The following is a 21,736-nucleotide window of genomic DNA, read 5'->3' as shown; positions in this document are numbered from 1 at the left end:
CGTATTCCTTTTTAATCAAATGCTTGAATGCGCGTATTGTACTGAGGGCATGGAGGCCGTCAAACCGGCCTGGAGTCGCTCAGCACGCCAGCTTATAGCTTCTTGATGAAAACCATGCTGTTGCGCGAACGGTTGTAATGCGATTGCTTGCCTTTGGGCAGATCCGACACACCGCCTTGGACAAACCCCCGTTTGATAAACCAGTGAGAGGTGCGGGTAGTGAGCACAAACAGGCGCTTGAAGCCCGCTGCACGAGCCTTGGCCTCGGTGTGACGCAAGAGGATTTCGCCTTCGCCCGAGCCCTGCCATTCCGGGTGGACGATCAGGCAGGCCATCTCGGCCATGCGTTCTTCTTCGTAGGGAATCAGGGCGACACAGCCATAGATAATGCCGTCATGCTCCAGAACGGTGAAGCGTTCCACTTCACGCTCAATGACCGAACGGCCCCGAGGCACCAGGGTGCCGTCAATTTCCAGGGGTTCGATCAACTGCACAATCGCGCCCACATCGTCCAGATTGGCCGGGCGCAAATCGTCCAGCGTGTCTTCCACCACCATGGTTCCCACCCCGTCGTGGGTGAAGATCTCCAGCAAGATGCTGCCGTCTTGCTTGTAGGGCACCAGATGCGCACGGGCAATGCCGCGTTTGACGGCCTGGGAGGCATAGCGCAGGAACGTGGAGCAGTCCTGGTCAAGTTTGCCTGACGCCAGCAGGGCATCGGCATCGGCGCGGGCCAGTTCCGAATCAATATCCAGATTGTTGGAATGACCAATATGCTCGGGTGTCAGGAAAATCAGTTTTTCCGCACGCAGCGCAATAGCTGTGCTGGTAGCCAGATCTTCCATGTCCAGGGTGAAGGCCTCGCCGGTTGGGGAAAAACCCAGTGGGGAGAGTAGAATAAGCGCTCCTTGATTCAGGATGACGCGCATGGCGTCCACATCAAGTTTGCGCACCGCACCCGAATGCTTGAAATCCAGGCCGTCAATCACACCGACAGGACGTGCGGTTACAAAGTTGCCCGAAATAATGCGGATCTGGGCATGGGACATGGGGGTGTTGGGCAAACCCTGGCTGAAAGCAGCTTCAATATCCAGGCGAATTTCACCCGCAGCTTCTTTGGCACACTCCAGAGCGACGGCGCTGGTCGGTTCCGTTCCTCGTCCAAACTGGGTGGTCTCGCCTTTCAGGCGTAGTTGTTCATTGACCTGGGGGCGTGAGCCGTGCACCAGTACCAGCTTGATGCCCAGGGCCGACAGCAGCGACAAGTCCGGAATCAGGGTGTAGAGCAGTCCATCATTGATGAGCTCGCCCCCAAAGGCCACCACGAACGTCTTGCCACGAAAGTCGTGCACATAAGGCGCCACCTCTCTGAACCAGCGCACAAATTGTGCTTGGGATTCATCAGGTGTGTCGATGGCGTTGTACGAGTCGGGGATGTCTGTGTTCATTGCGGGGGATCTTTGCGTCCAAATGGTTTCAAGCCAAAATTATAATGATGTCTGTACCAGAAACTACCTTTCATGCACGAGTCCGACGAATTGACTGAAAACCCACACTCTTTACCAACAATTTCTTATCCTGATGACCTGCCCGTCAGCGCCCGTCGGGCCGAAATTGCCCAGGCAATCAAAGACCATCAGGTGGTCATTGTGTGTGGTGAAACCGGCTCGGGTAAAACCACCCAGTTACCCAAAATCTGCCTGGAGCTGGGCCGCGGCCTGCAAGGCAAGATGATTGGCCACACCCAGCCGCGTCGTCTGGCCGCCACCTCGGTGGCCAAGCGTATTGCCCAGGAGCTGCAATCCGAGATTGGTGACTGGGTAGGGTATCAGATCCGCTTTAACGACAAGACTGGACCGCGTTCTGCCATCAAATTGATGACAGATGGGATCTTGCTGGCTGAGTCCCAGCGCGATCCCTTGTTAAGCCGTTACGACACCATCATTATTGACGAGGCCCATGAACGCAGTCTGAACATCGACTTTCTGCTGGGTTTTTTAAAGCAGTTGCTGCCACGGCGTCCGGATCTGAAACTGATCATTACCTCGGCCACGATTGATGCCGAGCGCTTTGCACAGCATTTTGGTCACAAGGGCAAGAATGCGCCTGTGATCGAAGTATCAGGCCGCCTGTATCCCGTCGATATTGTGTATCGCCCGATTCTGGACCCGTCTTTAGTCGATGCCGAGGAACGTCGTTCTGCCTCCGAGGAAGAACGGGATCTGATGCAAGGCATCGTGGATGCGGTGCAGGAATGCGCCCGACACGGTACTGGCGATATTCTGGTGTTCCTGCCCGGCGAGCGCGAAATCCGTGAAGCCACCGAGGCGCTGGAAAAAGACAAACCCAGCAACACCGTGATCCTGCCCCTGTTTGCGCGTCTGTCTCAGGCCGATCAGGAGCGTATTTTCCGCCCCAAAGGCAATGCCCGCCGGGTGGTGCTGGCGACCAACGTGGCAGAAACCTCGCTGACTGTGCCCGGCATTCGCTTTGTGGTCGATAGTGGTCTGGCTCGCATCAAGCGCTACTCCTGGCGCAACAAGGTCGAGCAATTGCGTATCGAGGCGATCAGTCAGGCCTCGGCCAGTCAGCGGGCGGGGCGTTGCGGCCGTATTGGCCCCGGTATCTGTATTCGCCTCTACGACGAGCAGGATTTCAACAGTCGTCCTCCTTTTACCGATCCCGAGATTTTGCGTTCCTCGCTGGCGTCGGTAATTTTGCGCATGAAGGCCCTGCATCTGGACGATGTGGAAACCTTCCCCTTTGTAGAGCCGCCCACTGGCCGCGCGATTGCCGATGGGTATCAAATTTTGCAAGAGCTGGGCGCACTGGACGAGCAACAGCGCCTGACCAAGGTAGGCCGGTCGCTGGCCAAACTGCCCGTGGATCCGCGTGTGGCCCGCATGATTCTGGCCGGACACGAGCATCATTGTTTGACGGAAATGCTGATTGTGGCTTCGGCCATGTCCGTTCAAGATCCGCGTGATCGTCCTGTTCATGAGCGTGAAGCAGCCAACCAGGCTCACGCCCGTTTCAATGACGACAAGTCCGAGTTTCTGTCCTATGTGAAGCTGTGGAACTGGCTGGAAGAACTGTCGCAGGAACAAAGCTCGCAGCGCAAGTTTGCCAATAGCGTCAAACAGGCCTTGCTGTCGCCGCTGCGCATTCGAGAGTGGCGGGATGTCCACACCCAATTGCGCAGTCTGGTGCAGGAACAGCGCTGGGTCGCCAATCCCTCGCCGGCGACCTATGAGCAGGTGCATCTGGCCTTGTTGACCGGCTTGATCGGCAATATTGGCTACAAGAGCGAAGAAACCGGCGTCTATCAAGGCACGCGTGAATTGCGCTTTGTGATTCACCCCGGTTCCAAGCTGGTCAAAAAAGCGGGCCGCTGGATTCTGGCGGGCGAGCTGATGGAGACCACACGGCTGTTTGCTCGCTGTGTGGCCCGGATCGAGCCGCAATGGATTGAAAAAGTCGGTGCCCATTTGCTGCGCAAAACCTGGAGTGATCCGCGCTGGGAGAAGAAAGCCGGCCAGGTGGTTGCGAACGAGCGGGCGACCTTATATGGCTTATTGATTTACAGTGGCCGTCGCATTCACTTTGGCCGGATTGATCCGGTGCAGGCCCGCGAACTGTTTTTGCGCCAGGCCCTGGTACCGGGCGAAATAGATTCCAACCTGCCTTTCCTGCGCCATAACCGTCAGCAGATTCAAGCAGTGGAACGCCTGGAGCATCAATCGCGTCGTCCTGATATTTTGGTGGACGAGGAACTGATCTACGCTTTTTACGACCAGCGTATTCCCAAGGACGTGTATCAGACAGCCACGCTGGAAAAGTGGTTCAAGGGCCTGACCAAAGAACAGGCCAAGGGCCTGGAGTTAAACCGCGACGAGCTGATGCAGCATGACGCTGCCGGTATTACGACGGAAGTGTTTCCGCGTTCGGTCCAGTGGCAGGGCGTGAAAATGGCGCTCGACTACCACTTCGAGCCTGGTTCAGTGCGCGATGGAGTAACGCTCAGTGTGCCTTTGTTCGCCTTGAACCAGATCGATGCGGCCCGCTGCGAGTGGCTGGTGCCGGGCATGCTCAAGGAGAAGGTGTTGGCCTTGTTGAAGTCCTTGCCACAGCGTATCCGTCGTCACTGCGTGCCGCTGCCCGAATATGCGGCTGCTTTTCACCAACGCTGGTTCGACAAGGCATCCGATCCGGGCATGAGTTTGCTGGATGCGATATCCCAGGATATGTGGGAGCAGGTCAAGCAGCGGCCACAACGCAGTGACTTCAAGCCCGAGACGCTGGCCACCCACCTGTTCATGAACTTTCGGGTGATCGACGAGCATGGACGCATGTTGTCGGGCGGTCGGAATCTGGATCAGCTCAAAGCTGAGCACGGACGTCAGGCCCAGGCCTCGTTCCAGCAACTGGCGGCCAGTGATGAGCAGGTGGCGCAGGTGTTGGAGCATGAGCAACTGAGCAGCTGGAGTTTTGGTGAACTACCCGAGCTCATGGAAATCAAGCGCAAGGGACGCAGCTTCATCGGGTACCCGGCCTTGATCGACAAAAAGACCCATTGCGATTTGGACGTATTTGACGATCCGGCCCAGGCCCAGCGTCATCATCGCCAGGGATTGCGACGCTTGTTCCGCTTGGCCTTGCGTGAGCAGGTGCGCTTTCTGGAGAAGAACATAACAGACCTGACGCGGATCAGCATGCTCTATATCAATCTGGGTACGCAGGAGCAGTTACGTGATCAGATTATTAATGTGGCCCTGGAACAGTCCTGCATGATGGAGCCCTGGCCTAAGAATCAGGCCGAGTTTGAAGCGCGTGTGCAAGAGGGGCGCAGCCGTCTGGGGCTGGTAGCCCAGGAGGTGGCGCGTCTGGCGGGCCAGATCCTGAATGAGTGGAGTGCGGCGCAAAAAAAACTGGCGCAGATTAAAGCACATCCCGAGGCATTGAAAGACATTCAACAGCAATTGAATGTCCTGATGCCCACCTTGTTTCTGGAAAGTAATGAGTATGCCCAGTTGGCACATATGCCGCGTTATTTGAAAGCCATCCAGACGCGGGTGGACAAGCTGCGCGCCGACCCGGCCCGCGATCAGCGTCTGATGCAGGACATGGCGCCCTTGCTGATGAAGTATCAACGTGCTGTTGCCGCTCTTAAAGGGGCCTCTGACCGCGGACTGCGCGATTTTCGCTGGATGCTGGAGGAGCTGCGCGTATCGTTGTTTGCCCAGGAGCTGCGCACACCCATGCCGGTGTCGGTCAAGCGTCTGGAGAAAGCCTGGGCTGCGCTGCAGCGTTAGGCCCTTGGCGCTTCGGTGTTCCCACCAGGCCCGCCTTCGGGTTGGGGACGCCCGGGCCGCTAGCCCCTCTCTGCGTCGATGAGCCTGCTTTTTAAGGCAGGCTCATCGGCTGCAGTCTTATTTCAGAGCCACCAATGTCGATCGGCTTAAGTACAATTCCATCATGAGCGAAATCACCCCTTCCTTTGTCCATTTGCGATCCCACTCGGAATTTTCCGTGGTGGACGGCATCGCCCGTATCCCCGAAATGATTAAAAAAGCGCAGGCCTATGGTCAGCCCGCGCTGGCCTTGACGGACCTGTCCAATTTGTTCGGGCAGATCAAGTTCTATACCTCGGCACGCAAAGCCGGGCTGAAAGCCATCATGGGATGTGATATCTGGCTGCAGAACGAGGAAGACCGTGAAAAACCGGCGCGCTTGCTGCTGCTGGTGCAAAACGAGGCGGGTTATTTAAGTCTGTGTGATATTTTGACTCGAGCCTGGCTGGGCAACCAGTACAAGGGGCGCGCCGAAGTGCAGCGTGCCTGGCTTAAGGAGTGCAGCGGTTTGATTGCGCTGTCCGGTGGCCGCATGGGGGATGTCGGCCAGGCCCTGGCCGATGGCAATCTGGAGTTGGCTCGTGAGTGTGCCCATCACTGGGAGTCCTTGTTCCCCGGCGCTTTTTATATCGAATTGCAGCGCAGTGGCGCGGACGGTGATGAGCTATACGTGCAGGCCGCCATGCGTCTGGCTGCGGAGCTGGACTTGCCGGTCGTGGCCACGCACCCGATTCAGTTCATTGCGCCAGAGGACTTTCGGGCTCACGAAGTGCGGGTGTGTATCGCCGAAGGCGAGCAGTTGGCCAATCCCAAGCGGGTCAAGCGTTTTACGCCGGAGCAGTACTTTCTGAGTACGGATGAAATGCAGCAGCGTTTTGCCGATGTTCCCGCTGCACTGGAGAACACGCTGGAGATTGCCAAGCGTTGCAATCTGGAACTGGAATTGGGCAAGCCTTATCTGCCCGATTTCCCAACGCCTGAGGGTATGTCGCTGGGCGACTTTCTGATTCAACAGGCCCAGCAAGGGCTGGAAAAGCGTTTGCTGCAGCTCTATCCCGATCCGGCCGAACGCGAAAAACAGCGTCCCACTTACGAGGAGCGCCTCTCTTGGGAATGCAACACCATCATTTCCATGGGTTTTCCGGGCTACTTCCTGATCGTGGCGGACTTTATCAACTGGGGCAAGCACAATGGCGTGCCCGTGGGGCCGGGTCGGGGATCGGGGGCGGGCTCCCTGGTAGCGTACAGCATGGGGATTACCGATCTGGACCCCTTGCGCTATGACTTGCTGTTCGAACGTTTCCTGAACCCTGAACGGGTCTCCATGCCTGACTTTGACGTGGACTTTTGTCAGGACAATCGCGAGCGCGTCATTGATTACGTCAAACAAAAATACGGTCGGCAGGCCGTCAGCCAGATCGCGACTTTTGGCACCTTGGGTGCGAAAGCGGTGGTGCGTGACGTGGGCCGGGTGCTGGAGCTGCCCTACAGCCTGTGCGATGGCTTGTCCAAGCTGATCCCGTTCAACCCTGCCGATCCGTGGACGCTGGAGCGGGCGCTGGCCGACGAGCCCGCCTTTCGCGAGCGTTACGAAAATGACGAGGAAGTCAAAGCGCTGATCGATCTGGCCCGTCCGCTGGAGGGGCTGACGCGCAGTGTGGGGATGCACGCCGGGGGCGTTTTGATTGCGCCGGGCAAGTTGATCGACTTTTGCCCCCTGTACGCGCAGCCAGGCCCGGACGCCAACGCCGTATCGCAATATGACAAGGACGATGTGGAGGCTGCCGGTCTGGTCAAGTTCGACTTTTTGGGCTTGCGCAACCTGACCATTCTGGATTGGGCGGTGCGCTATGTGCGCCAGTTCAACGCAGACAAGCGCGACTTTGACATCATGGCGCTGCCATTGGATGACGAGGCTTCCTACAAGCTCTTGTGCGAAGGAAATACCACGGCGGTGTTCCAGCTGGAATCGCGGGGCATGAAAGAGCTGCTGCGCAGTTTGCGGCCCTCAACCTTTGAAGACATCATCGCCATGCTGGCTTTGTATCGCCCGGGTCCGCTGGAGTCGGGCATGGTGGTGGATTTCGTGAACCGTAAACACGGTCGCGCCGAGGTCGATTATTTCCACCCTGATCTGGAAAGCACCCTGAGCAGCACTTACGGGGTCATTGTTTACCAGGAACAGGTGATGCTGATCTCGCAGATCATCGGTGGCTACTCATTGGGGGGCGCCGACTTGCTGCGCCGCGCCATGGGCAAGAAAAAGCCCGAGGAGATGGCCAAGCATCGTGTGCTGTTCCAGGAAGGGGCCGTCAAAAAAGGACACGACCCGGAACTGGCGGTCAAGCTGTTTGACCTGATGGAAAAGTTTGCAGGCTACGGCTTTAACAAGAGTCACTCTGCCGCCTATGCGCTGATCGCCTATCAGACGGCGTGGCTCAAGGCCCACCATCCCGCCGAGTTTCTGGCCGCCACCTTGTTGTCCGATATGGACGATACGGACAAGGTACAGATTTTCTGGAAAGACGCCCTGGCCAATGGCGTGGAAGTACTGCCACCCGATATCAATGCCTCCAATTACCGGTTTGAGCCGGTCAAGGATAGTTATACCGAAAAAGGCCTGCCGCCCCGCACCATGCGCTATGGTCTGGGGGCGGTTAAGGGAACCGGCCAGGCGGCAGTTGAGGCCATTGTGGAGGCTCGCAAACAAGGCGGTCCTTTTACCAGCCTGTTTGATTTCTGCCGTCGGGTGGATCGTCATCAGGTCAACAAGCGCACGATTGAGGCGCTGGTGCGGGCAGGCGCCTTTGACTCGATCGACGACAATCGGGCCGCCTTGCTGGCCAGTATTGGTGCCGCCACCGAGGCCGCGGAGCAGGCTGAACGCAGTGCCAATCAGTCCTCTTTGTTTGACGACGATTCCAACGATATTGTGGAAGGCGAAGTGGCCAAAGTGGCCCCGTGGAGTCTGCAGGATCGCTTGCGCCAGGAAAAGACGGCACTGGGTTTTTACTTCAGCGGTCACTTGTTTGATGCCTGGCGCGATGAAGTGCGCCGTTTTGCGCCCACACCACTGGCCCGTCTGGAGGCATCACGCAGTGCGCAGTGGTTTGCAGGAGTGCTCTCGGCCGTGCGTGTGCGCATGACCCGTCGTGGCAAGATGCTGTATGCCATGCTCGATGATGGCTCGGCCCAGTTGGAAGTCGCCATTTTCAATGAGCTGTTTGAAGAGCATCGTCAGCGTTTGAAAGAGGATCAGTTGGTCATCATTCAAGGCAAGGTCAGCAATGACGATTATACCGGCGGCCTGCGTATCAATGCGGATGCCATTTTTGATTTGCAACTGGCTCGCGAAGCGCGCGCCAGTTGTTTGAGCATCGGGTTGAATCATCATGCTGACGCGCAGCGTCTGCACAGTCTTCTGGCCCCGCACCGTGCTCAGGAGCAGGGCGGCGTGCCGGTTGAAGTGCAGTTACAGCGCCCCGATTATGAGTGTGTGGTTCAGTTGGGAGCCCAATGGCGCGTACGTCTGGCCGACTCCCTGCTGGAGCAACTGGAAGCATGGGACGCGACCACGGATGTGGAGATCAGCTACCGATGAAGCCGTTGCGCATTCTGCATTCGGAAGCCGCCACCAGCTTTGGCGGTCAGGAAAACTACATCCTGCATGCCATGCGCATTCTGCGAGAACGCGGGCATCAGGTAGAGGCGGCGTGTCAGCCGCATGCACAATTGACCGAACGGTTGCGTGATGAGGGCTTTGTTGTTCATACCTTGCTGATGGATGGTACGGCCAATTATCTGCGTGGCGTACGCCACTTGCGCCGCGTGTTGCGCCAGGGGCGGTTTGATGTCTTGAACAGTCACAGCCGTCGCGACACCATGTTGGCCGGCGTGGCAGCTCGCCTTGCGGGCACTCCCTTGATCGTGCGCACGCGCCATCTGGCCAAGAAGGTGGGCTCTTTGATGTCTTACACCATCGTGCCCAAGCGAGTGATTGCACCCAGCGCCTACGTGCGAGATCACCTGATCGAGCGGGGGGTGAAACCCGGGCAGGTGCAAGTGGTCTACCCCAGTGTCGACCCGGCGCGCATAGACCGTGCACCTGTGCTCGATTTGCGTGCGCAATTGGGGCTGGCCTCCGATACCTTGCTGGTGGGCTGTGTTGCCGTGTTGCGGCGCGATAAAGGGCATCATGAGTTGATTGTTGCCATGCAGACCTTGTTTGCCCGTTATCCCAAACTGCATCTGGTGCTGGTGGGAGGGGGGTCGCCGGGCTATGAGCAATTGCAAGCCCTGATTGCCAGTCTGGGCTTGCAGAGCCGTGTGCATTTGTTGGGAGCCCGTACCGACGTGCCGTCGATTCTTCCCAATCTGGATGTGTTCGCCCTGGCTACCCACATGGAAGCCTCGGGGACGGTCTTTGCGGAGGCAGGGTGTGCAGGCATTCCTGTTGTGGGAAGCCGCGTGGGCGGTGTGCCGGAAATGATGCAGGAGGGCCGTAGCGGTTTTCTGGTGGACCTGCATGATCAGCAGGCGTGGGGGGAGGCGTTGGAGCAATTGATTCAGAACCCCAGATTGCGGCAGGAGATGGGCGCCGCTGGCCGCCTGTTCTGTCGTAGTGACGAGCGTTTTACGCCAGTTGCCATGGGCGATCGGCTGGAGGGCGCTTATTATCGCTGGCTAAAGGAGCTTCAGGGATGAAAGTGGCCCATACCGTGCCCGTGATGATGTATCACCATGTCACCCCGCAAGGGGGCATGATCAATGCCAGTCCCGAGCATTTCGAGCAGCATTTGCAATGGTTGAAGAAAAACGGCTGGACCAGCCTGACAAGCGCGCAGTTTGCTGGCCATTTGCAAGGTCAGGGCGTACCACCCAAATCGGTGTTGATTACCTTTGATGATGGTTACCTGGATAACTGGGTCTACGCCTATCCCTTGCTGAAAAAGTATGGCTTTAATGCCGTGATCTTCCTGGTGACAAGCTGGATCAACGAGGGGCCTGTGCGTCCTTGTCTGGGCCAGGGCCAGGAGTTGCCTGTATGCCCGGACCATCGGGAATGCGAAGCACGGATTGCCCAAGGCCGGAGCGATGAAGTGATTTTGCGCTGGAGTGAAATTCACGCTATGCAGGCCGATGGGGTGTTTGAGTTCCATAGCCATACCCATACCCATACTCGCTGGGATCTGAGTGAGCAGCGCGATCAAAAGAATGACAAGATGCGCTGGGAGCTGGAGCAGTCCCGCAAAACTCTGATCGCCAACATGGGAATGGTCTCAGACCAGTTGTGCTGGCCTCAAGGTTATTTTGATCCGGACTATGTGCAGCTCGCCCAGCAGGCGGGCTTTCGCTATTTGTACACAACGCGAGCCTTTGGCTCCAACCAGCCCGGCAGTGATCCTTTGCATATTTATCGTTTTGCCGTGCGCGATACCACGGGCGTGTCCGTCGGGCGCAGGCTGAACGTGGCGGTCCATCCCGTGATCGGGCCGATTTTCAACAGGTGGAAAGCATGGCGCCGTCGTCAACGACAGAAGTAACAGCAGTCGCCCCCTTGGGCAGCGGGGCGCGCCTGTCCGTTATCGTGATCACCAAAAATGAACAGACACACATTCGTGCCTGTCTGGAGTCGGTCGCGTTTGCGCACGAGATCATCGTGGTGGACTCCGGCAGCACGGATGAGACGGTGGAGATTGCTCGCGCCATGGGGGCGAAGGTTACGGTCACTTCAGACTGGCCTGGGTTTGGACCGCAGAAAAACCGGGCATTGGATCAGGCTACGGGCGACTGGGTGTTGTCCATTGATGCGGATGAGCGCGTCACCCCTGAGCTGGCGCAGTTGATTCAGCAGGAAATCGCCCAGCCTCAAGGCACGGCGTACCGGATCGCACGCCTGTCTGAGTTTGCCGGGCGCTGGATGCGTCATAGTGGTTGGTGGCCGGATCGGGTCTTGCGCTTATTCAAGCGCGGTACGGCTCGTTTTAATGAGGCCAAAGTCCATGAAAGCGTACAGACTACCGCGCCCGTGCTCACTTTAGAAGGCCATTTTCTGCATTACCCCTACGCCAGTCTGGAAGTGTTTATTGACAAGATCAACCGCTATTCCTCGGATGCGGCGCGCCAGATGCAGGCCAAGGGCAAGACGACTAGCCTGCCCGCTATTGCAGGCCACGCCAGTTGGACGTTTGTGCGTCACTATGTCGTTCGGCGGGGTTTTCTGGACGGACCGCAGGGCTTTATCCTGGCCTGCATGGCCGCTTCGGGCAGTTTGTTTCGATATAGTAAGCTCTGGTATTACACCCGCCAGAAGTCTGATTAGCCCCTTATAATGCCGCCTATGATTCCGATACTTATGTACCATCAGGTCGGCGTGCCCGCGCCCAAAGGCTCGCCGTATCGTGGTTTGACCGTGCATCCCACCGACTTCCGGCGCCAGATGACCTGGCTCAAGCGCTTGGGTTACCGGGGCCTTTCCATGGCCCAGTTGATGCCGTACCTGCGCGGTGAAAAGCAGGGCAAGGTGGTGGGGATCAGCTTTGATGATGGCTATCGAAACGTCTTTCAGAACGCCATGCCGGTGCTGGACGAGTTGGGTTTTACCGCGACCAATTACATTGTTGCCCGTCATCTGGATGGCTCCAATTTCTGGGATCAGCCCAAAGGCGTACCGCATTCCGGTCTGATGTCCTTGCCCGAATTGCGGGCCTGGGTGAATGCTGGGCACGAAGCGGGTTCGCATACGCTCGATCATGTACATTTGACTGATGTCTCTTCGGAAATTGCGCATTACCAGATTGCGCAATCCAAGGCAGAGCTGCAAGAGGCGTTGCAAGTAGAGGTCAGCGCCTTTTGTTATCCCTATGGGGATCAGAATCAGGGGATTCGCGAGCGGGTGCGTCAAGCGGGCTACCTGAATGCCACCACCACCAACCGGGGGCTGGCCCGTCTCGATGATGATCTGTTTGACCTGCCACGTGTCACTGTCTCGCGTTCCACGAATATTTTGCGTTTCCTCCAAAAATGCGTGACGCGGCTGGAAGACAAGCGCCGGACGGTATCCCGCTCATGAGCTCAGGGCAAGCCCAGGATACTGACGTGGCGATTCCCGAGCGCCTGCGCATTGCGTTTGTGGTCGACCGCTTTGGCAACCGCTTCGGGGGCGCCGAGGCCTATGGCGTTGAACTGATGCGCGAGTTGGCGCAGCACCATGAAATCACTGTCTTTGCACGCGAATATGACAGCCGCTGCGACCTGAAGCTGGCCTATGTCCCTATCCGTCATTGGTCACGCTGGCCGGGCTGGATACGCGGTATCCTCTTTGCGCGCCAGGCGGCCAAGGCCACTGCCCAGGGCTTTGATATCGTTCATTCGCATATGAATGGTTGGTGTGGTGATGTGGAGGTCGTTCATGTGACCCCCGTTCGTTTTAACTGGCGGGTGCGGCCTTTGCCCTGGCTGAAAAAGCTGGGCTCGTATTTCAGCCCTCGGGTCTGGGGTTATCTGGGTTTGGAAAAGCGTCGTTTGCGTCCTGGACCGCATGCTGTTGTTGCGGTATCGGGATTGATTGCCGAGCAATTGCAGCAATCGTATGGCAATGTGCATGATTATCCGGTGATTGCTCCCGGTGTGCTTATGCCCAAAGCGGACCCTCAGGGAGTCGAGCGTGCCCGTGTTCGCGAGTCCCTGGGTTTTAACAAGGAACAGGTGGTGTGCCTGCTGGTGGCACGCAATCCGCTGCGCAAGGGCTTAAATACCGTCTTGCACGCCCTGGCGACACTACCCGATCATTACCGTCTGCTGGTTGTAGGAGGGAAACCAGGGCTGCGGGATCAAATTCGACAGCAGTTGCAGGCCTTGAACATGCAGGATCGCGTGATCTTGCAGGGGGAAACGTCCAACGTCGAACCGTTTTATCGTGCTGCCGATATTTACGTACACCCCACCCTGAATGACAGCTTTGGCATGGCGCCTTTAGAGGCTATGTCTTATGGCTTGCCCGTGGTCTTGAGTCCGGCCCCCTGGTGTGGCTTTGCCCAGTATGTGCAGGGTGGCTATCATGCGCTGTTGCTCAGCCATCCCGAAGATGCCCGGGAATTGGCCCAAGGTATCGAGGCAATCAGCAAAAATCCGGTGATGGCACGCAATCTGGTCGAAAATTCTCGTGAACTGCTTGTCCAGTTCAGTTGGCCGGCCGTGGCAGCGCGGTATCAAGACCTGTATCAAAAAGTGTTGCGTCGCCGCCAAGCATAAGGCTGCCCAAGACCCGTTTTTCTCTTTTACTGATATAAAAACGCCCGAGCTGGTGTTCAGTCATTGTTCAGCTTGTGAAATAGCGGATACACTTTGTGGCCGGTAGATGCTTGACCTGAGCATTTACTTGTCATCCACAGCCGCTGATGGAGCGAGTTTTGAAGGTCCTGATCACGGATATACACCACGGTAATGGCGGCGGCCATGTCACCTATATTTTGGGGTTGTTGCGCGGACTGTCGCATCGGTGTGACTTTACGCTGGCGGCGCCGACAACGGGTCGTTTATATCGCGAAGCCTCCCAGATCCCGGGGGTCAGGGTGCTGCCGGGCTTTTACACAGCCCGAGTAGGGGCCGCTTTGTCTGAAATGTGGCGTCTGCGCCATTTTTTGCGGCGCGAGAGCTTTGATATCGTGCATTGCAACGGCAGTACCGATCATCGTCATGTCATGATCGCCAGCAAGATGCTGCCCAAGCCCCCCGTCATTATCTGGACCAAACACAATACCAATCGCGTTCACAGTCTTGGCAATCGCTTGCGAGCACGCTTTGGAACCGATCTGTGTATTGCTGTCAGCGATTATGTGGCGCAACAACTGGCCCATTCGGATTATCGACGTTGCACGGTTGAGCGGATTTACCATGGTCTGGACCTGGAGCATTATCGTCCGGTCAGTCGGCAGGAAAAACAGGCTGCCCGTCTGGCGCTGTTTGGTCCGGGCGTGACAGAGGACTGTCTGGTTCTGGGCTCGGTAGGGGGAACGGATCTGGAAAAGGGCTGGCTGCTACTGGTGCAGGCCGTGGCCCGTCTGGAGCCCGCGCTGAAACAGCGCGTGCGGATTCTGGTGGCTGGCGATCCGCCAGCCCCTGCGGTCTGCGAACAGGTACAGGCCTTGGGGTGTGCGCAACAAGTGGTGTTTCCCGGATTGGTCAAAGACGTTCGTTCGGTATTGGCAGCGTGTGATGTCGGTTTTGTCTTGTCGTATAAAGAGTCGGCATCTTATGCGTGCTACGAGTCGTTGGCATTGGGGCTGCCGGTGCTGATCTCCAACGCGGGCGGTTTGCCAGAGAGCATAGAGCATCAGCATGAGGGCTGGGTAGTGCCATGTGGTGACGTGGCGGCCATTGAAACTCACGTACGGGACATGTTGTGTCAGAAATACTGTCTGCATACGGTGGGTAAACGGGCCAGAGTCAGAGCAGAAAAACGGTTTGATGCACAGCGTTTTTCATTAGATACCTATCAGGCCTATCTGAAAGCGAAAACCGGCAGCTAAGCGTCCCTGGTAAAAAAAGAGACATTCTGGACTTGAGCCTGAATGTCTCTTTGTTTAAGACTTCAAGCCAGGAGCGGTCAGCGTTTCCAAGGTGCTTAACCAGATCAACGCATCCTGCCGCTTTTCCCCGCACATTTCCCGACTAGCTTGCAAGCCAGAGCAACAGGCCGGCCGCTCTGGCTGACCAAAAATTCGGCATCGCTGTTGTTCATCAAGCTGGATACAGGGCACACCAGCGGGTTTGCCGTCGGGCATACCGGGAATGGGGCTGGAGATCGAGGGGGCGATACAGCAGGCCCCGCAGTCGGAACGACAGATCATGCGGCCCATCCTCGGGACCAGTAAACCAGAATTCCAACGTATTCCTTGATGATGGAACGGCTCGATTGCAAGGCCATCAGACTGGGCTTCCACAGGGAAAAGCCGGGACTGTTCGGTACCGTCAACTGTGGAGCGGCGCCTGCCGCAATCACATTGACCCCTTGCTTGCGAAAAATGGCCATGGCTCGAGGCATGTGCAGGGCAGAGGTGACCAGCAGAACCCGTCTGGCTTGCTTTTCCTGCAGCAACTGGGCCGTGTACTCGCCGTTTTGCTGGGTGGTCAGACTATTGTTTTCCATCAGTGTGGCGGAAGCGGGAACATCCAGATTGATCAGGGTGTTAGCCATGACCTGGGCTTCACTCACCCCGCCGTCCAGGGCTGCGCCGGACAGGACGATATAGGGGGCCCGGCCCGCCTTATAGAGTTCTGCAGCCCGCTCTACCCGTGCCGAGGTTCTTTGCGCCGTCTGTGGCAAAAACCAGTTGCTGCGGTTTTGGGCTGTATGCCCTCCCAACACCACGATGGCATCGGCTTGTTCCACCTGGGCGGCAGGCTGGTAAGGATACATCTTCTCCAGATAGCCACCGGCATACAGGCTGGTGGCGGGCAAGGACCAGGCGCCTGTCCAGAGTAAGCCGGCCAAGGCCAGCGCAGCGGCAGTTTTTCGCAGACGCACGATAAACAGCAGGACCGCCACTAGCAGCAGGGCGGCAAACAAATTCAGTGGAATGACCAGGCTGGTCAGAATGCTCGATAGGCTCATGGATGTTCCCGCTTGGACTCCAGGACATGTACCACCTCGTCCAACGTCGGCCATTGACCATCCCTACCCAGGCAGATCGCCCGTGGAGACCAGGGGCCGGTATCTTCGGGGTTGGTGACGCCACAGAGGGTCAGTTGCTGGGCCTTGATGGCGGCGGCGACGTGAGACACGCCGGAGTCATTGCAAATAACCCACTGCGCCTGCTGGCAAAGTCGTGCAAACGCGCCCAGGGGCAAAGGCGGCAAACAGCGTGCGCTAGGCGCATTTTGCAGGGCGGCCTCATACTCGTTGGGCGGGGGGCACATAATGACGGTTTTGCCTTGGGCTTGCAGATGGCGGGTCAGTTGGTCGAAATAAGGCCAGACTTTGACACGGCCTTTATGCAGTCCCGTTGCCGTCGGGGCGATCAGAATATAGTCACCGGGGCGCAGGGCGGCTTGGCGCAGACTGTTGTCGCCTTCTTGCCGTTGCAGGGGGCTGAGCGTCAAGTCCAGGGTGGCTGGGGCTTGTTCAGGAACCGGGCCTAGATGCCACAGTGCCAAAGCCTGCTGAACAATATAGAACCAGGATTGCACTGCATGCAACTGCTTTTGCGGTTTATTGATCGGCCAACGTAATAAAAGGCTACGACCATCGTCCCGGTAGCCGCAGGCTGGCAGGCCGGCCAGTTTGAAACTGAGAGCGCTGCTTAGCGAGTCGGGCAGCAGCAGGCCGTACGCATTGTGATGGCCATGCTGGCGGCGATAGCGACGTATGGCTTTGGCGTCCTGATGCCAGTGGCTGGTCATGGGAATGAAACCGTGCAAGGGGTAAGCCGAAAGCAGTTCGCGGGCCCAGGGACGGGCGCACACGACAACCGGCAAACCGGTATCCAGTAGAGCCTGTAGACACGGCAGGCTCATGCATACATCGCCTAGCCAATTAGGCAATCGCAGGTAAAGGGCAGAGGGATCAGACATGAACAGGACAACGAGACAGAGCGTACAAGAGCCGGGACGCTCGATTCAGGCAATGAGCGTTAGAATAAACACAATTAGATAGTATATAGGGTGTCCTCGTTGTCCAACGCCATACAATCCAAAATCAAGCCTGCTGGGCACGATCCCGTTAAATCCGATCTCTGGAAGCGCATTTACAGCCGTTTGCTCCCGTATTGGAAGGTTGTCGTGGTCGCGCTGATCCTGGTCAGCATTTCCTCTGCCACCCAGCCGGTCCTGGCAGTCATTATGAAGCCCTTGCTGGACGGGGGCTTTACCGGCGCCAATCCCGACTATATGTGGACCATCCCCTTGTCGGTGATCGGGTTGATGTTTGTACGGGGAATCACCACCTACGGCAGCTCTTATTTGTTTGCCTGGATCGCCAACAAAATGTTGCTGACGTTACGGGCAGACATGTTCTCGCGCCTGCTGGGATTGTCCGATTCGGAGTTCAAACAAGGCGACACGGGTCGCTTGCTGAACCGTTTCACGATTGATGCGGGCACCATGACAGGGGTGGCCACAGAAGTGGTCACGGTTGTGGTGCGTGAAACCCTGACGGTCATCGCCTTGCTGGGTGTGCTGCTTTACATGTCGTGGCAACTGACCGTCATCGTGTTTCTGGTCATGCCTGCCTCGGTCTTCGTGGCCAAAATGGTGTCGCGCCGACTGCGACGCATCAACCGCGATACCGTCAACATGAATGCCGAATTGACCCGGGTCGTCAGCGAAGCCATTGATGCCCAGCGCGTTATCAAGCTGTTTGATGGTTATGAGCGTGAAAACACCCGTTTCAGGTATGTGAACGCCCGCTTGCGTCGTTTTGCCATGCGCGCAGCCTCGGCCGATGCCGCCTTGTCGCCGATTACTCAGTTGTTTGTGTCCATTGCAGTGGCCGGGGTCATTTTTGTAGCCCTGTATCAGGCCAATACCGGCACATTGACCATAGGCAGCTTTGCGGCATTCATGGCTGCTCTGGGGCAGATTTTTGACCCGATCAAGCGCCTGACCAATATCACGGGCACCATGCAACGCATGTTGGTGGCCGCAGAAAGCGTGTTCAAGCTGGTCGATCAGGAGCCAGAGCCGGACACGGGCACCCGCGAACTCAAGCAGCCTGTGTACGGCCATATTGAATTCGATGCCGTGTCGCATCGTTTCCCCAATGCCCATCGCAACACCTTGTCAGAGGTCAGCTTTGCCGTCCAGCCGGGACAGACCATTGCGCTGGTGGGGCGCTCGGGCAGTGGCAAGACGACACTGGCCAATATGGTCCCACGCTTTCTGCTTCCGACTAGCGGACAAGTTCGAATCGATGGTATTGCGTCGGAAGAGCTGACCTTGCGCAGCTTGCGTAGCCACATTTCTCTGGTCAGCCAGGATGTCGTGCTGTTTGAGGCGACGATTGGCCAGAACGTGGCGTACGGCGCCGGCGTCGATGCCGATGTTTCTGTACAGCGTATCTGGGAAGCGCTGGACGCGGCCAATCTGCGTGAGTTCGTGGAAAGTCTGCCGCAGGGGCTCGATACGATGGTGGGCGAAAATGCCAACTCCTTGTCTGGCGGTCAGCGCCAGCGTCTGGCTATTGCTCGTGCCCTGATCAAAAATGCGCCGATCCTGATTCTGGATGAGGCCACCTCGGCGCTGGATAATGAGTCCGAACGCCAGGTTCAGATGTCGCTTGAGACCCTGATGAAGGGGCGCAGCACCTTGGTGATCGCGCATCGCTTGTCCACGGTTCAAAATGCCGATCAAATTCTGGTGCTGGATGAGGGGCGGATTATTGAGCAGGGTCGTCACGATGAACTGTTGGCCCGCAACGGTGTATACGCCGGTTTTTACCAAATGCAATTTCAGTTCAACGAGTAAGCAGCCGGGGGCTGCACCATAAGGAACATCATGAAGAAAATCATTCTTGCGCTGGCTGGTTTGGCTGTGTTGGCAGGGTGCGCCAAGCAGAATGCAGAATTGCGGGAGCAGGATTTGCGTCGCTCCAGCTATTTCAAGACCGAGCGGCGCATCAATATGGATTTTGTAGCCATTCAGCGCGCCTTGTTCAAACATCAGGCAGAGTGCGGTAAAGCGGCCGTATTCAAGATGGACGAGCGTCAAGCCAGCTATGGGACCTTGCGTTACGAACTGGAGCCGGGGGCGGGTTGGGAAAAAAGTATTCTGGTGGACCTGACCCTGATGCAAAAAGGCTGGGTAGATGCCAAGGTTTATAGCTACTCGGGCAACGTCAAAAAGGAAATCAATGAAATATTTACCTCTTTGCGTGCTCCCGGCGTATGTAACCCCGAGGATGCGCCTAAAGAGGTGGTGCCCGAGGATGACTTTGTGCCTGTTACGCCGCTTTAAGCATCACGGTTTTCTGGGCGTGAAGAGCACCGCGTCCGGCTCTGCTCAGACGCCACGCAGATGACAGGTAACACCCCTGAGTCACTCTTGACCCGCCTTTTTGGCGGGTTGATCGTTTTTGCAAGGGCTTTTCTTGACAAGGGTGAACCCGTGTTTTGTCCCGGAGCCCAAGACCGAGTCCCCGCCTGCTCAAGTTCTGGCGTGTGGGGCAGGGCGAGCCAGAGCGTTGCCCACAGTGTCCGCGCTGCTCGTCCCGGGCACCGTGGATTTACAGCAAAATAATGTCGTACTGTTCCTGGGAGTAATGGGGGTCTACCTCCAAAGAAATAGGCTTGCCAATAAAGTCTCCCGCCACCGCCAGATGCTGGCTTTCTTCTTCCAGAAACAGATCCACCACTTCCTGCGATGCCAGGATGCGGAACTCTTTGGGATTGAACTGCTTGGCCTCGCGCAGCACCTCACGCAAAATTTCATAGCAGACGGTGCGAGCCGTCCGTACTGAGCCGCGCGACTGGCAGGTTGGGCAGGGCTCGCAAAGTTGATGTGCCAGAGAGTCGCGCGTGCGTTTGCGCGTCATTTCCACTAAGCCTAACTGACTAAAACCGTTAATCGTCACACGCGTGCGGTCTTTGGCCAGTGCTTTTTGCAGCTCCTGCAATACCGACTCCCGGTGAGCGGGGTCGTCCATGTCAATGAAGTCCAAAATAATGATGCCGCCAAGATTGCGCAAGCGCAGCTGGCGAGCCAGGGCAATGGCCGCTTCCAGATTGGTCTTGAAAATGGTGTCGTCAAAGTTGCGTCCGCCCACAAAGCCGCCGGTATTCACATCTACGGTTGTCAGGGCTTCGGTCTGATCGATAATCAAATAACCGCCAGATTTCAAATCCACCCGGCGCGACAAGGCGCGGTTGATTTCCTCATCGACGTGGGCCGTGTCAAACAAGGCGCGGCTGCCTTTGTGATGGCTGATGCGCTCCAGTACGGACGGCGTGTAAATCTGGGCCCATTCCTTCATTTCTTGTACAACCGTACGCGAATCCACGATGATGGATTGAGTGTTGGGGGTGACCATATCGCGCAACACACGTTGCGCCAGGCTCAGGTCTGTATATAACACCGAGGGGGCGCCTTGTTCGCGGATGCGTTGCTGAATGCGCGTCCAGAGTGTACGCAGATACTGTTGGTCGGCGCTGATTTCTTCGTCTGTGGCACATTCAGCCTGAGTGCGGACGATAAACCCCCCCTTTTCATCCTTGGGCATCAGACGGCTGACACGTTCTCGCAGCTCGATTCGGTCCGCATCCGAGCCAATGCGTTGTGATACCCCGATATGAGGGTCAAAAGGCAGATACACCAACATGCGACCTGCGATGCTGATTTGCGTGGAAACACGGGCACCTTTGGTGCCCAAGGGGTCTTTGATGACCTGTACTAAGAGTGACTGGCCTTCGAACAGGAGCTTTTCAATGGGTGTAGTCGCACTACCTTGATTGCGTTCGGTACGGTTCTGGCGCAAGTCCGCAACATGGATAAATGCCGCGCGCTCCAGGCCAATATCAATAAAGGCACTTTGCATGCCGGGCAGAACCCGCGCCACCTTTCCTAGATAGACGTTCCCTACATAGCCGCGTTGGATGCTGCGCTCGATATGAATTTCCTGGACAGCACCTTGCTCGACCAGGGCAACACGGGTTTCGAAAGGAGTTACGTTAATCAGGATGTCTTCATGCATGGTTAGTTTCGCTAAAGGAATATCTGTTCCGGGCTAGTGTAGGGCCAAGTCAGTGAGGCTGCTATGCCTTTATGACTATATAGAGTGTTTAGGGAGGATGAATGCCTCGCTTGCCTTTGTTCTGGGGACTGCTTGTGGGCGCTTGTGGTTCAAGCCGCTCTATATAGGACGCCGCTCGGGGGCCCGGGACAGGGGGGGCGGACTACTTGCCGGTGCCCCGCGCCTGTCCCCTTGTCCGAGCCACCATCGGGGCGCAGTCTGAACTCGCCTAGTGATTGGTCCCCCGGACCAAGCACAAACCTTGGGCTCAAACAGCAGACTGCTTGCATCCCCGATGGTGGCTACACCTGCGGTAAGTCGTCTGACTCGCCCCAACCCCTGTCCCGGGGCCCCGAGTGGCTGACAGCACTGCATAATGCTTGATCAGGGTGGCTACTCAACCACCCCCTATCTATATAGAGACACTCTTGATTTGGGGCGAGGATCTGATGATGTGTGTTCTCCGTCGCCATCTGGTTTGCCAACCAACCCACAGGACGGTCAGTTAGTTAGCTAGTTAGTTAGTTAGGTAGTTAGGTAGGTAGGTAGGTAGGTAGGTAGGTAGGTAGGTAGGTAGGTAGGTAGGTAGGTAGGTAGGTAGGTAGGTAGGTAGGTAGGTAGGTAGGTAGGTAGGTAGGTAGGTAGGTAGGTAGGTAGGTAG

At 57.0% G+C, this 21,736-nt stretch carries 15 protein-coding genes; 10 read left to right on the top strand and 5 right to left on the bottom strand.

Features of this window, described 5'->3' with window-relative positions:
• Positions 1–92 precede the first annotated feature (92 nt).
• The gene (argA, locus tag V6936_RS08105; protein WP_003802412.1) at positions 93–1,448 is read right to left on the bottom strand and encodes an amino-acid N-acetyltransferase; all 1,356 of its coding nucleotides are present in this window, start codon (positions 1,446–1,448) and stop codon (positions 93–95) included.
• Positions 1,449–1,520: 72 nt separating this feature from the next.
• On the opposite strand from argA, the gene hrpA reads away from it, so the two are divergent.
• From hrpA to V6936_RS08065, 8 genes are all read left to right on the top strand, one after another.
• Positions 1,521–5,312 carry an ATP-dependent RNA helicase HrpA gene (hrpA, locus tag V6936_RS08100; protein ID WP_336579712.1) on the top strand — a complete coding sequence of 1,264 codons (3,792 nt, stop codon included), beginning with the start codon at positions 1,521–1,523 and terminating at the stop codon, positions 5,310–5,312.
• Positions 5,313–5,475: 163 nt separating this feature from the next.
• Complete coding sequence (gene dnaE, locus V6936_RS08095; protein WP_003802410.1) at positions 5,476–8,952, top strand: DNA polymerase III subunit alpha; 3,477 nt, start codon at positions 5,476–5,478, stop codon at positions 8,950–8,952.
• Positions 8,949–10,055 (top strand): glycosyltransferase family 4 protein, encoded by a 1,107-nt coding sequence (locus V6936_RS08090; protein WP_131071417.1) that lies wholly within the window; start codon positions 8,949–8,951, stop codon positions 10,053–10,055. The genes dnaE and V6936_RS08090 overlap by 4 nt, the downstream gene beginning before the upstream one ends.
• Positions 10,052–10,894 (top strand): polysaccharide deacetylase family protein, encoded by an 843-nt coding sequence (locus V6936_RS08085; protein WP_003802408.1) that lies wholly within the window; start codon positions 10,052–10,054, stop codon positions 10,892–10,894. The genes V6936_RS08090 and V6936_RS08085 overlap by 4 nt, the downstream gene beginning before the upstream one ends.
• Positions 10,867–11,673, top strand: coding sequence for a glycosyltransferase family 2 protein (locus V6936_RS08080; protein ID WP_051010442.1), 807 nt, complete (start codon positions 10,867–10,869; stop codon positions 11,671–11,673). Before V6936_RS08085 ends, V6936_RS08080 begins: the two co-directional genes overlap by 28 nt.
• A 33-nt stretch (positions 11,674–11,706) precedes the next feature.
• Entirely contained in the window at positions 11,707–12,423 is a 717-nt protein-coding gene (locus V6936_RS08075) for a polysaccharide deacetylase family protein (RefSeq protein ID WP_131071418.1), read from the top strand.
• Positions 12,420–13,604 (top strand): glycosyltransferase family 4 protein, encoded by a 1,185-nt coding sequence (locus V6936_RS08070; RefSeq protein ID WP_131071419.1) that lies wholly within the window; start codon positions 12,420–12,422, stop codon positions 13,602–13,604. The genes V6936_RS08075 and V6936_RS08070 overlap by 4 nt, the downstream gene beginning before the upstream one ends.
• A 158-nt stretch (positions 13,605–13,762) precedes the next feature.
• Positions 13,763–14,881 (top strand): glycosyltransferase, encoded by a 1,119-nt coding sequence (locus tag V6936_RS08065; protein WP_003802404.1) that lies wholly within the window; start codon positions 13,763–13,765, stop codon positions 14,879–14,881.
• 54 nt (positions 14,882–14,935) lie between these two features.
• Here V6936_RS08065 and V6936_RS08060 read toward each other — a convergent pair whose 3' ends face one another.
• From V6936_RS08060 to V6936_RS08050, 3 genes are read right to left on the bottom strand one after another with little or no spacing between them, the layout of a single operon-like run.
• Positions 14,936–15,202, bottom strand: a complete 267-nt coding sequence (locus V6936_RS08060) for a YkgJ family cysteine cluster protein (RefSeq protein WP_003802403.1) — start codon at positions 15,200–15,202, stop codon at positions 14,936–14,938.
• Positions 15,199–15,966, bottom strand: a complete 768-nt coding sequence (locus V6936_RS08055; RefSeq protein WP_003802402.1) for a YdcF family protein — start codon at positions 15,964–15,966, stop codon at positions 15,199–15,201. The genes V6936_RS08060 and V6936_RS08055 overlap by 4 nt, the downstream gene beginning before the upstream one ends.
• A complete protein-coding gene (locus V6936_RS08050; RefSeq protein ID WP_059318570.1) occupies positions 15,963–16,868 on the bottom strand; it encodes a glycosyltransferase family 9 protein in 906 nt (301 codons plus the stop codon). The genes V6936_RS08055 and V6936_RS08050 overlap by 4 nt, the downstream gene beginning before the upstream one ends.
• Positions 16,869–17,015: 147 nt before the next feature.
• On the opposite strand from V6936_RS08050, the gene msbA reads away from it, so the two are divergent.
• Positions 17,016–18,815, top strand: coding sequence for a lipid A export permease/ATP-binding protein MsbA (msbA, locus tag V6936_RS08045; RefSeq protein ID WP_153008924.1), 1,800 nt, complete (start codon positions 17,016–17,018; stop codon positions 18,813–18,815).
• Positions 18,816–18,845: 30 nt separating this feature from the next.
• Positions 18,846–19,304 carry a hypothetical protein gene (locus V6936_RS08040; RefSeq protein ID WP_003802399.1) on the top strand — a complete coding sequence of 153 codons (459 nt, stop codon included), beginning with the start codon at positions 18,846–18,848 and terminating at the stop codon, positions 19,302–19,304.
• Positions 19,305–19,572: 268 nt separating this feature from the next.
• Here V6936_RS08040 and rng read toward each other — a convergent pair whose 3' ends face one another.
• The gene (gene rng / locus V6936_RS08035) at positions 19,573–21,036 is read right to left on the bottom strand and encodes a ribonuclease G (protein WP_003802398.1); all 1,464 of its coding nucleotides are present in this window, start codon (positions 21,034–21,036) and stop codon (positions 19,573–19,575) included.
• Positions 21,037–21,736: the final 700 nt, after the last annotated feature.

Origin of the sequence: Alcaligenes sp. CHO6 (assembly GCF_037120595.1) — a bacterium.
GTDB lineage: Bacteria > Pseudomonadota > Gammaproteobacteria > Burkholderiales > Burkholderiaceae_B > Alcaligenes > Alcaligenes ammonioxydans.
Note: the sequence above shows the minus strand (reverse complement) of the source record. Positions and strands in the feature narration are given on the sequence as shown.

What these genes read in the sequence shown, in the direction of transcription:
- argA (WP_003802412.1), bottom strand. Translation starts at nt 1,448, where the DNA reads ATGAACACAGACATCCCCGACTCGTACAACGCCATCGACACACCTGAT.
- hrpA (WP_336579712.1), top strand. Translation starts at nt 1,521, where the DNA reads ATGCACGAGTCCGACGAATTGACTGAAAACCCACACTCTTTACCAACA.
- dnaE (WP_003802410.1), top strand. Translation starts at nt 5,476, where the DNA reads ATGAGCGAAATCACCCCTTCCTTTGTCCATTTGCGATCCCACTCGGAA.
- V6936_RS08090 (WP_131071417.1), top strand. Translation starts at nt 8,949, where the DNA reads ATGAAGCCGTTGCGCATTCTGCATTCGGAAGCCGCCACCAGCTTTGGC.
- V6936_RS08085 (WP_003802408.1), top strand. Translation starts at nt 10,052, where the DNA reads ATGAAAGTGGCCCATACCGTGCCCGTGATGATGTATCACCATGTCACC.
- V6936_RS08080 (WP_051010442.1), top strand. Translation starts at nt 10,867, where the DNA reads ATGGCGCCGTCGTCAACGACAGAAGTAACAGCAGTCGCCCCCTTGGGC.
- V6936_RS08075 (WP_131071418.1), top strand. Translation starts at nt 11,707, where the DNA reads ATGTACCATCAGGTCGGCGTGCCCGCGCCCAAAGGCTCGCCGTATCGT.
- V6936_RS08070 (WP_131071419.1), top strand. Translation starts at nt 12,420, where the DNA reads ATGAGCTCAGGGCAAGCCCAGGATACTGACGTGGCGATTCCCGAGCGC.
- V6936_RS08060 (WP_003802403.1), bottom strand. Translation starts at nt 15,202, where the DNA reads ATGATCTGTCGTTCCGACTGCGGGGCCTGCTGTATCGCCCCCTCGATC.
- V6936_RS08055 (WP_003802402.1), bottom strand. Translation starts at nt 15,966, where the DNA reads ATGAGCCTATCGAGCATTCTGACCAGCCTGGTCATTCCACTGAATTTG.
- V6936_RS08050 (WP_059318570.1), bottom strand. Translation starts at nt 16,868, where the DNA reads ATGAGCCTGCCGTGTCTACAGGCTCTACTGGATACCGGTTTGCCGGTT.
- V6936_RS08040 (WP_003802399.1), top strand. Translation starts at nt 18,846, where the DNA reads ATGAAGAAAATCATTCTTGCGCTGGCTGGTTTGGCTGTGTTGGCAGGG.
- rng (WP_003802398.1), bottom strand. Translation starts at nt 21,036, where the DNA reads ATGCATGAAGACATCCTGATTAACGTAACTCCTTTCGAAACCCGTGTT.